The organism is Klebsiella sp. HMSC25G12 (genome assembly GCF_001807705.1).
In the GTDB taxonomy this organism is placed as follows: domain Bacteria; phylum Pseudomonadota; class Gammaproteobacteria; order Enterobacterales; family Enterobacteriaceae; genus Klebsiella; species Klebsiella variicola.
This window is the reverse complement of record NZ_KV789803.1, coordinates 20475-31675: the sequence shown is the minus strand read 5'-3', so window position 1 is coordinate 31675 and position 11201 is coordinate 20475. Positions and strand designations below refer to the sequence as shown.

Annotated in this window: 8 protein-coding genes and 2 pseudogenes; 3 read left to right on the top strand and 7 right to left on the bottom strand. The window is 47.1% G+C overall.

The annotated features are described in order from the left end of the window. Positions 1-102: 102 nt before the first annotated feature. The 5 genes from HMPREF3096_RS02610 to HMPREF3096_RS02595 form a co-directional block, all read right to left on the bottom strand. On the bottom strand, positions 103-333 hold the full coding sequence (locus HMPREF3096_RS02610; RefSeq protein ID WP_004206660.1) for a hypothetical protein: 231 nt from the start codon (positions 331-333) through the stop codon (positions 103-105). Between the two features lie 13 nt (positions 334-346). Next, positions 347-550, bottom strand: coding sequence for an HHA domain-containing protein (locus tag HMPREF3096_RS02605; RefSeq protein ID WP_004213596.1), 204 nt, complete (start codon positions 548-550; stop codon positions 347-349). 60 nt (positions 551-610) lie between these two features. After that, positions 611-1102, bottom strand: coding sequence for a hypothetical protein (locus tag HMPREF3096_RS02600; RefSeq protein ID WP_004206662.1), 492 nt, complete (start codon positions 1100-1102; stop codon positions 611-613). A gap of 133 nt (positions 1103-1235) precedes the next feature. Next, entirely contained in the window at positions 1236-1388 is a 153-nt protein-coding gene (locus tag HMPREF3096_RS28500; protein WP_226372490.1) for a hypothetical protein, read from the bottom strand. A gap of 97 nt (positions 1389-1485) precedes the next feature. Beyond that, on the bottom strand, positions 1486-2190 hold the full coding sequence (locus tag HMPREF3096_RS02595) for an IS6-like element IS26 family transposase (RefSeq protein ID WP_032676094.1): 705 nt from the start codon (positions 2188-2190) through the stop codon (positions 1486-1488). A gap of 63 nt (positions 2191-2253) precedes the next feature. Between HMPREF3096_RS02595 and HMPREF3096_RS02590 the strand changes: the two are divergent. After that, positions 2254-3309 (top strand): annotated as a pseudogene (locus tag HMPREF3096_RS02590) (transposase); the annotation flags it as partial. A 123-nt stretch (positions 3310-3432) separates the two neighbouring features. Then, on the top strand, positions 3433-3909 hold the full coding sequence (locus HMPREF3096_RS02585) for a Dps family protein (RefSeq protein ID WP_000043177.1): 477 nt from the start codon (positions 3433-3435) through the stop codon (positions 3907-3909). A gap of 304 nt (positions 3910-4213) precedes the next feature. Here HMPREF3096_RS02585 and HMPREF3096_RS02580 read toward each other — a convergent pair whose 3' ends face one another. Continuing rightward, the gene (locus HMPREF3096_RS02580) at positions 4214-4564 is read right to left on the bottom strand and encodes an ArsR/SmtB family transcription factor (protein ID WP_000928911.1); all 351 of its coding nucleotides are present in this window, start codon (positions 4562-4564) and stop codon (positions 4214-4216) included. 161 nt (positions 4565-4725) lie between these two features. Between HMPREF3096_RS02580 and HMPREF3096_RS31290 the strand changes: the two are divergent. Then, positions 4726-4926 (top strand): annotated as a pseudogene (locus tag HMPREF3096_RS31290) (hypothetical protein); the annotation flags it as partial. A gap of 459 nt (positions 4927-5385) precedes the next feature. Here HMPREF3096_RS31290 and hhe read toward each other — a convergent pair. Then, the gene (gene hhe, locus HMPREF3096_RS02575) at positions 5386-11079 is read right to left on the bottom strand and encodes a DUF4011 domain-containing anti-phage protein Hhe (RefSeq protein ID WP_070544279.1); all 5694 of its coding nucleotides are present in this window, start codon (positions 11077-11079) and stop codon (positions 5386-5388) included. Between the last annotated feature and the right edge of the window lie 122 nt (positions 11080-11201).

Sequence of the window (11201 nt, the reverse complement as noted above, 5' to 3'; positions counted from 1 at the left end):
TGCACTATCAACTTCTGATGGAAACCATCCGCAGGACGCTGATCCCGCGGCCAAAGTGAAGCCCTCCGTCGGTCTCCACTATTATCGCTACCGGGTTAGCCGTCAGGCATGGCCCGGTTTAAAAAGATATGCTGACAGTTCTGCTGCAGTTATATCAAACTCGAGTTGCTGGATTAATTCTGCCAGTTTTTTCTCTGCAGTATCACGATCAAACTGATTTTGTACTATCTGGAGAGCAACCTGTTTTAGCTCCGGAGGGAGGTGTTCCAGATTGATATGATTATAACCCGAAATGTCATCATCCGGATTTTCGAAGAGCCAGCCGTAACTCATAAGGTCACCTGTTCTATTTCACAAATTTCCAGACACCTGGCGGTACCCGGTCATACAACTTTCCCATCGTCATCTCCGCCAGCCGGTGATCAACCGCGGCATTGAAATGCTCAAGCTCATCATCTGACAGAGAATATTTATTTTTTTCTATTACCCTTTCCAGGGTTTCCTTCGATGTACAGCGCCGTAGTCGTAAAATCCATTCCTGTTTCGTCATTAGTTTTTTATATCCTGAGGCTTCCCTGGTATTTAATTTTACAAATAACGCAAATTTCTTTCAGGCGTTATGGCCCGTGCCGTTCTGCTTAAGATAATCACTGATGCTCAGGCCGGACAAGCGAATTTTATCCGAAACTTCCCTGAACTGCTCTTTCCATCCATTTGTCAGATGTCTTTGTGACGCGATTTTGCAGGCGACGCTGAACGGCGTTCTCCCCAGTTTTTCGGAAAGCCAGAAAAGATGCTTACCAATATCATCATTCGGGACGCCATCGAGCGCATCCAGTAATAAAGTTTCCTCTTCAGCCACCCAGGCCTGGCGGGCATTCGGAAAGCGTGGGTCAGGTACAGGTGCCTGTTTCTCTTCCTTCGGTTTCGACGATGCCGGTACCGCGGGCTTTTTCATGCCGACGCGCGCTTTCATGGCGCCGATGGCGGCCACGGCCCGCACCAGGGTTTCACGCTCCTGGCGCGTGAGCAGGCTGTCCTCGCAAATCAGGGTGTTCAGGTTATCGATCAGGGTGTCCAGTCGGTTTTCAGTGACTTTCATGTTTTAGCTCTTGTTCCTTGTGGTGGTTGGGTACAGTCCCGGTTCTCATGCTCCAGGCCGGAGTTCGTCAGTCATTTTTTGCAGCGCGAGCCGGTCACGCCAGGATGAACGTGGCCTGCTGAAGACAATGGGCTCAGGGCCTCTCTCCTGCTTCGGCGTCGTTCCACACCATCACCGTGGCCAGATGCTCCGCCACCTCCCGTCCCGTGTAACCGGCCAGGATAGTCAGCGCCCGTGAGGCCGCTTCACGCGACAGCGGACTGCGGAACCCGAATCCATCCGTCATCAGGAGCCACTGCAGACGTTCAGTCCAGCGCTCTCCGGGTTTGCGGGCACTGTTGCAAAGTTAGCGATGAGGCAGCCTTTTGTCTTATTCAAAGGCCTTACATTTCAAAAACTCTGCTTACCAGGCGCATTTCGCCCAGGGGATCACCATAATAAAATGCTGAGGCCTGGCCTTTGCGTAGTGCACGCATCACCTCAATACCTTTGATGGTAGCGTAAGCCGTCTTCATGGATTTAAATCCCAGCGTGGCGCCGATTATCCGTTTCAGTTTGCCATGATCGCATTCAATCACGTTGTTCCGGTACTTAATCTGTCGGTGTTCAACGTCAGACGGGCACCGGCCTTCGCGTTTGAGCAGAGCAAGCGCGCGACCATAGGCGGGCGCTTTATCCGTGTTGATGAATCGCGGGATCTGCCACTTCTTCACGTTGTTGAGGATTTTACCCAGAAACCGGTATGCAGCTTTGCTGTTACGACGGGAGGAGAGATAAAAATCGACAGTGCGGCCCCGGCTGTCGACGGCCCGGTACAGATACGCCCAGCGGCCATTGACCTTCACGTAGGTTTCATCCATGTGCCACGGGCAAAGATCGGAAGGGTTACGCCAGTACCAGCGCAGCCGTTTTTCCATTTCAGGCGCATAACGCTGAACCCAGCGGTAAATCGTGGAGTGATCGACATTCACTCCGCGTTCAGCCAGCATCTCCTGCAGCTCACGGTAACTGATGCCGTATTTGCAGTACCAGCGTACGGCCCACAGAATGATGTCACGCTGAAAATGCCGGCTTTTGAATGGGTTCATGTGCAGCTCCATCAGCAAAAGGGGATGATAAGTTTATCACCACCGACTATTTGCAACAGTGCCAAACAGAATTACCTCCGGGCAGAAACGCTGGTCAGCGCCAATGCCCGCCTGGTTGATTTTCAGTCCACACTGGAGCTTGCTGGCCGCTGGGGTGGTGGCGAAGTGGCTTCAGCTGATGGCATGCGCTTTGTCACGCCGGTGAAAACCGTCAATTCAGGACCTAACAGAAAATATTTTGGTTCCGGACGTGGCATCACCTGGTACAACTTCGTCTCTGATCAGTACTCTGGATTCCACGGCATCGTTGTCCCCGGCACATTACGAGATTCCATTTTTGTGCTGGAAGGCCTTCTGGAGCAGCAGACAGGGCTGAATCCGGTTGGGATCATGACAGACACAGCCGGTACCAGCGATATTATTTTTGGCCTCATCTGGCTGCTGGGATACCAGTTTTCCCCCCGGCTTGCCGATGCCGGTGAAGCGGTATTCTGGCGAGTGGATAAATCGGCAAATTACGGTGCACTGGACGAACTGGCACGTGGTTGTGCCGATCTGTCGAAAGCCGAGGATCAGTGGGATGAGATGATGCGAACCGCCGGTTCGCTGAAACTGGGCACCATTCATGCTTCAGAACTCATTCGCTCTTTGCTGAAAAGCTCGCGCCCATCAGGGCTGGCACAGGCGATCATGGAAGTGGGGCGCGTCAACAAGACGCTGTATCTTCTTAATTATATTGATGATGAGGATTATCGTCGGCGGATCCTGACGCAGCTAAACCGGGGGGAAGGCCGCCATGCTGTGGCGAGGGCGATCTGCTACGGGCAGCGCGGTGAGATCAGAAAGCGCTATCGTGAAGGTCAGGAAGATCAGCTGGGGGCACTGGGCCTGGTCACTAACGCAGTGGTACTGCGGAACACACTTTATATGCAGGAAGCCCTGAGCTGGATACGCAGTAATGGAGAAGAAATCGGGGTTGAAGATATCGCCCGGTTGTCCCCACTGATGCACGGGCATATCAATATGCTGGGGCATTATACGTTTACGCTACCGGAGGATATTTTGAAGGGGGAACTGAGAGAACTAAATTTCAATTTAAACAATGAATTAACTTCTTAGCGTACGTTTTCGTTCCATTGGCCCTCAAACCCCGTTATTATAAAAATTTGAGGCGTGTTTTGCTCAGACCGGAAAGAATAATCGCATATCGTATATTCCACTGAAACCGTGTAAGAGGTAGTTATGAGTAAACAAATCATTGATATTGGTATTGCTGAATCATCCCGGGTGGAGATTGCAGACGGCCTGTCCCGGCTTCTTGCTGACACCTATACCCTGTATATAAAAACACATTACTATCACTGGAATGTAACTGGCCCCATGTTTAACAGCTTACATTTAATGTTTGAAAATCAATACAATGAGCTGGCCACTGCCGTTGATGATATCGCTGAACGTATACGCTCGCTCGGATGCTTCGCGCCCGGCACATATCATGAATTTTCACGTTTAACAGCGGTTAATGAAGATAAGGATATTCCGGCAGCAAAAAACATGATTGAAAATCTTGTCCAGGGCCAGGAGACCGTGGTTAAAACTGCACGCTCCCTGTTCCCGCTCGTTAATAATGCGAATGATGAAGCCACAGCAGATCTGCTTACACAACGTATCCAGTTACATGAGAAAACTGCCTGGATGTTGCGTAGCCTGCTTGAATAATGTCACCACGTGGCAGCAGAAAAAACGGTTTGTCAGCCACAGGCTATTACTGACAGTGCAGAATCATCCGTGTTCCTGTGGCTGTTTTTTCTGACCGTCACAGTATTAAACACCATTGAATCAGTGGGTTAATCAGTGAATGCGTGAACGAGAAATACAGTCCGTGACGGGCATCATCGGCTGGTATATCCGGACCACTGTTGTTTTCCCGTTAAGGTATCGCAGGTTCCGGTCTGGCATTTCACAGCCTGAACAGGGTTAATGATGCACGGATAAAACGGTTTACGGGGAAAGCAGGATCATATTATTCGTTGTTATGGCTTCCTTTACCGGTGCCTGCCTGCGGGCAGTAGAGATCATATAAGGTATTTAACAACGTCATGATACGGTTATCCTCAATACGGTAATATACCATTTTACCTGCCCGTCGGGTCTCGACCAGCTTCAGGCGGCGCATTACACCCAGCTGCTGGGACAGGGTCGGCTGAGTGATACCGACCGCCGCTTCCAGCCCGGCCACATTCGCTTCCCCCAGGCTTAACTGACACATCAACAGCAACCGGTCGCTGTTGGCCAGTCCCCGTAAGACATCTGCTGCCCTCAGGGCCGCATTCTTCATATCTGTCTGACGTTTTGTGTCTTCATTCATGAGCATTGCTGATTTCTCATACTATGTGTTTTTATATAATATAATTTAGTATACTGACGGTATCGTAATTTTGCCATCGTGTTCGTCAGGTCTGCAGCGTCCTGCCGGCCCGGGGAAACGATTATATCTGGCAGGCATTTTTGCCCCGGGTGAACAGAGAGGATGTAATGAAAATAGTGATTGTTGGTGGTGTTGCCGGCGGGGCATCCGCTGCAGCCAGAGCTCGTCGGTTATCAGAGGATGTCAGTATTGTTGTGTTTGAACGGGGAAGCGATGTCTCTTTCGCCAACTGTGGATTACCTTATCATATAGGCGGAAAAATTCCTTTAAGGCAGTCACTGATTCTGAAAACCCCGGAGGATTTTAAATTCTACGTAGGATCAATGAGTTACATAGCAGTGCATTGCGAAACTTTGCTGACGTTGAATGGTCGTCTTTGCAACCACTGGCAGAAAATGGATAGCCGTAGATTGCGTTGAGCACAGAAACAGCACAGGGTAATCGTCTACCTGGTCCTGTAAAGGAGGTTGTTGCCACACAAGCTAAAGCGCTTGACCTGCCCCCAGTATTCGGTACAACTGTCAGTTAGTAATGGACTGACCCCACCACGGTCAATCAACCAATGACTGAGCAAATCAGGCTCAACATTACGGTTGTTAGGACGCGTGTGCCAATCGCCTAGATAACGATAGCCCAATTCCTCAATAAAAAACCTGACTACGCGCTGTTGAGTTGCGCGTTCACGTTGTCCGACAGTTGTCACTGTTCTTATTACCTTTAACTAATTATGCCAATTCAGACTCAAACGCTGCATCATTCGCTTCAGCCTATTCGCCATCAATTAATGCCAAGACTCGGTCAAGAAAGCGTTGCGCTTCGTATACATCTGTTGCTTGCCGCAGATAATGAGGTATTCGTTCAACAAACTCGGAACGTGATAAAGGCTGATGTTCCAGCAAAGCCTCAAGCATTGCGGGCCGCAACAAACGACGATCAGCATCAACATTAGGAAGCTCAACCTCAATGACATGTGTGGCAAAATACTTAAGTTGCTCCTTAAGCCCCAAATTGGGCATAAGAGAATCAATTGAGTCAGACGCCACTTCAGCGCTTGACTCAATCGTTTCTACATATTCATAGGAAGGTACAACAACGTCTGGAGCCAATGTTTTAAGCTCATGGAGTTTACGGATAATCGGAGATAGAACCTCATCAGGATTACTGAACCAATCAGTGGACCAAATGCGGCTAATTCTCCAACCCAAACGCTCCAGAACCTCTTGACGCAAACGGTCACGATCACGAGCAGATTTAGCTGAGTGATAAGCCGCACCATCACACTCTATGCCCATTAAGTAACGGCCAGGACAACCTGGATCTTTCACAGCTAGATCAATAAAGAATCCTGCAACCCCTACCTGAGGTTCACACTCAAACCCAGCGTGATTGAGTGCTTCCATTACAGCAACCTCAAAGTCACTATCTGGAGCCCTGCCGGTATGCGTTGTGAGGGAATCTAGTTTGCCACTTTCGGCAAACTGTAAAAAACCTTTCAACGAAATAACACCAAGTTTACTGGTTTCACTCGTCAATACATCTTCAGAACGCATTGAACTAAACACATGCATCCGTTTTTTTGATCGAGTGAAAAGCACATTCAAGCGACGCCAGCCAACATCGGAATTGATAGGTCCAAAGCGTTGATAAACCTTTCCACCATGCTCAGAAGGTCCATAGGTAAAGGAAATAAAGATTACATCACGCTCATCCCCTTGAACGTTCTCAAGGTTTTTCACAAAAAGTGACTCTTCCATGGCATATAAGCCATCGATTGCATCGTTAAATTCAGGGCGATTTCGGCGCAATTCATCGATAGCGCGCTCAATTTGATCGCGTTGCTTGGAACTCATGGCCACTACCCCGAGTGACTCACCCGGCCGGTGTTGCGCATGATGAAGTACGGCCTCAGCAACTGCTTGGGCTTCTTCAATATTGTGTTGATTGGAGAACCGACCTTTTGACACATAGGTAAATTTAATCCCATACTCTGGAGACTCAGCATTTGGGGAAGGGAATATCACCAAATCACTGTTATAAAAATGGCGGTTAGAGTATGCAATCAACTTTTCATGTCGTGAACGATAGTGCCAACGCAAACGTCTCATAGGAAACAGTGGCAAAGCAGCATCCAAAATGCTGTCAGTATCACTTAAAGCCGCGGCATCATCGTCATCTTCTCCGTCGGCACTTCGATCAAAGAAACTGGTTGGTGGTAGCTGTTTCGGGTCACCAACGACCACTAGTTGCTTGCCCCTCGCGATGACACCCAATGCATCCTCTGGCTTCACCTGAGACGCTTCGTCCATCACCACCAGATCAAATTCCATTCGTCCAGGTTCTAGGTAATGAGCTGCTGACATTGGCCCCATCATGAAACAAGGTTTAATTGCAACCAGCGCATTACATGCACGGTTAACCAATTGCCTAATTGGAATATGTCTGGTTTTTTTACCCAGCTCATTTTTGATCAAAGCTAGTTCTGTATATTCACTTTTCTTACCACCAGAATTCCCTTCTGGTATATTTCGGCAAGCAATTTTTGCTGCAATCCGCTGACGTTGTAATTCAATCAGTTTTTTGTCGTAATCTTTAAATGACTTCTGCAAAGCATTGCGCTGTGAGCCGGAAACTCTCATCAATTCAGGGTGGATGTGAATAACCTCCCGCGCCAGCTGGTCATGAATTGCTAATGCTAAACCCAATTCAACTTTTTCAATCGGGAGCGAGCCCGCAAGTACAGCACTCCAGATTCGCTGCAATCCATTTTCATGCATCTGCTCGTAACAACGAATAAAGTTAACCCACCCGTTCAACCAACGGGGTTGCTGTATTGCTCTTTCGTTGCGCTCGATTAATGTATTAAGAGAACCATCAGTCGACTTGAGCCACTGACTCCGCTCTAACTTTGTTTCTAGCGCATATAACTCAGCATTTTTAATCTGTTCATTCCATTTCGAAACTATTTCCCCACCATCACGACATAGTAAATCGTAATCACTACCACTAGCCAAATGTCTGATCTGGGTAGCCAAGGATACGCAATTTATCTTATCAACCAGTTGCTCGGCAAAATTCAGCGTGTCGTTAATAGTGTCTAACGTCAGTTGATTATTTTTATACGCACCGCAAGCCAATGGGGTTAATTGTAAAAACGCCCCTAACTGTAACGAGTCATTTTCAAGGGATATCTGAAGATCGTTTATGTTTTGCAAAATCTCGGAGGAATGAGTCATCTGCTCTAATGATATATCTGGATTGATAAACCATCCCTGCAAGGCAATGAGAGTATTCCGCACCTGTCGGTAAGATTGCATCAATACACCTTGCTCACCTAACCAAGATGCATGTTCTTCCAACAAGCTAGAAATACGCGGTAATAACTTAGCCTCGTGCTCGACCCGTTTAACCAAAGTCATTAATCTTGAGCTAATCTGCGATTTCTCGATTAAATGCACACCTTTGATAATCTCACCATCTAGGTTAAATAATCCAGAACCTATCGCAACTCGCTTTCCAAAACCTATCCCGTAACAAGCTCGGACCTTCTTGTACCAATCACGCAATAACATGAGTTGTTCACAGTCGGTGTCCAACCCTCGGAATGCATTACCAAGTTGATTACCAAAGTCACTTTGTTCAAACCGTTGTAACAGCTCCGAATACTTGAGCAAATCAGCTGAGCAGCGTTTTAACTCAGCAGACTTAGTGTCAGGCTTACGAGATTGCGCCATGAGCAGTGCCTTGGCACTACGCCAATCACTCTTAAACCATGCAAATAATCCCCCTTGCTGGATAACAGCAACGGCATGCGCGAGCATCTCTTGGGAAGGCAACTGGTCCAATTGATACAAAGTAGATAGACCATCTCTTAAAGGACGCAATGTTTCGATTTGACACATTAAGTCGCGCAATACTGCATCGATATCATCATCATCAAAAAGAGGATCTCGAACTCTAATAAGCTCAGTCGGTAAAGCACCCAGAATCGACAACAACTCAGAGCAGAATAGCAATCCAGCTTGCGAATCATCGATATACGAAGCAATACCATCTGGCAAAGCATTTTTGAAATCGTTTAATTGCGCATAAATAGATGATAACTCATCATGAATTGATTGGATGGATTCAAGCCACCTGACCAAATCACGTAAAGTGAAATCCTCTGCTGCACCATATTTTTCCAGCTCTTCACGAGGAAAGTCACACGATTGTCCTTGTTCTAAAAGTCGTAGCTTTTGAGGCTCGATAACCTGGCTCAAGGCCACATAATGACCTTGTAGCAACTCGAACCTATCTAAATAGTGACGCACCCGTGCAATGGCATCGGGTGAATCTAGCTCACTAAGTGCTGGGAAATGCTCTGAACCACACAACACTGGAAGATTCGACTGATCTTCTACCAATTGCTCAATATATTGAAGCGTATTAAGGCTTTCGCCTTCTAACGCCCACTTATCTACATATTCTTGATAGCTATGTTGAAAGTCGACAATTGATGTCTGCCAAGTTTGTAGCAAATCGACTATACGAGCGCTGTCAAACAATTGAATTTGTGTGTTATTCACACCGCTCCAAGGGTGCTCATATATTTCTGCATTAGCCCCCACCTGCTCACGAACCTCTTTGTAGATGCGGCTAAACTCTACTATTTGGTCACGCAGCCGTAATTGGGTCACTTTATCCAACTGCTTCCCGGAAAGGTTTTCGATATGAAGTGCTGTTGCATCAATATCTAATTTGTGACGATAACGGGTTGCACCACTCAAAATCTGATGGATCGTTTTGCCTGTTTGCGCCCATTGGTTATTGATCAATGCGGCATATTCATTGAGCTGCTGCTTAAGATCTTCATAACGCAAAATCTGAGCATCAATCTCTTCCATAGTAGGCATGGTCGCCTGACTCACCAAGCGAGCATTAATATCATCCAGCACCTTGCGCTTATGAGTTTTATGACTGTGCAACTCTAAGCAAAATTGACCTAGCCCCGCACGATCCAAGCGACGTTTGACGACCTCCAGTGCAGCCATCTTCTCTGCCACAAACAGGACTTTCTTACCGTTGAGCAGAGCTGCTGCAATCAAGTTGGTGATCGTTTGTGATTTGCCACTACCAGGAGGGCCCTCAATGACTAAGTTTTGACCACGGATAGCATCGATCAACGCACTGTGCTGCGAGCTATCCGCATCATCGATTAGTGGAACCTTGTCATGAATATCAGGGTAACTATCGATGCAGTACTCATGCTGACCGAAGCCACCAGGTAAGCCGGAATTCTCTTGACCACAGCTCTGACTGGTGAAAAAGCGACGAATTACTTCATGAGACAATATATTGCGCTTGTCACAAGGCCAGCGGGCAGGATCGAGGTCAAGATACATCATCATCTTGCCAAAATTGAGCAAGCTAAGTGCACCATAACGTTTCACAGACCATTTAGGTTTGTGCTGCTCTACAACCTTCTTCACCGAAGCAAAATAAGACTCTGGAGTTTCCTCTTCATTGAACAAAGGAAGAGCGAGGCCAAAGTCAGCCTGAAGTTTTTCCTTCAAAGAGAGATTGGGCAAAATATCTTCACCCGTGTAATAAAGTTGAAACTTGTAAAGACCATCCTTCGGATCTAATTTTCCTCGTTCACATCTCACCGGAATTGTAAATAACGGTGCATAACGTGCCTTTTCAGAGGAATCGCTTTCATACCACTCAAGGAACCCTAACGCCAAATACAAGATGTTGGCGCCACTCTCCTCCAAAGCAGTTTGAGCCTTACCATAGATGGCGCGCAAACAAGCTTCCAGTTCATTTGGATAAAGCAGAGCCTGTATCCGATTATCGTCATGAGAGGGATTGGAAGAAGATATACTAATCTCATTCCCAGCCTTTGCCTGTCGTTCAAAATCCTCAAGCCCTTCATAGCCTGCTAAGCAGCACGCCTCCTTCAACGCTGACAAAGCTATACCTTGATTAACGTATTCAGAACGAATCCCTGTTAATTTTCCATTCTGGCCTTGGGCATATTGCAAGATAAACTGATGGGCTTTTTCCAGCAACTCTCTATCTGAATCAGAAACAACCGTTTTATGGCTATCTGGTAAATCAAAATCTGTACGGATTCCTAAGACGTGCGCCCAATCCTTAGCGCTAGGATGAGCTCTTAACTGTATATCTTTACCATCTGGCCCAACTTTGAGATAGCCATGCTCTAACAGCTGCGCTCTAGTTGGATCGGGCACAGGAGCAAATTCCATCGGGATTTCCGAGCAAAGGGTTTCATAAAGCTGTTCTGGTAATTCATCAACAATACGTAGTGAAGACCCTTTTTGAGTGATAGGGAAATTCAAAAGTCGATTTCGAGACGTAAGGTCCAATAACTTCTTACGCATAGCCTCGAGGGAAGTCAGAATAAAATCTGAGCCTCCTTGATTGAGTTCCTCTGCTGTAGAGGTATCTACAGTCGACATAATGTTCTCCATTTCTTAGGGTCCACAAGTAAAACGTTTTATGCTGATGCATCACAAAAAGACCGCAGTAAACTGCTGCAAAGAAGAGGAGATTTTTAGTCTCCCCTTCTTTATCAATCAGA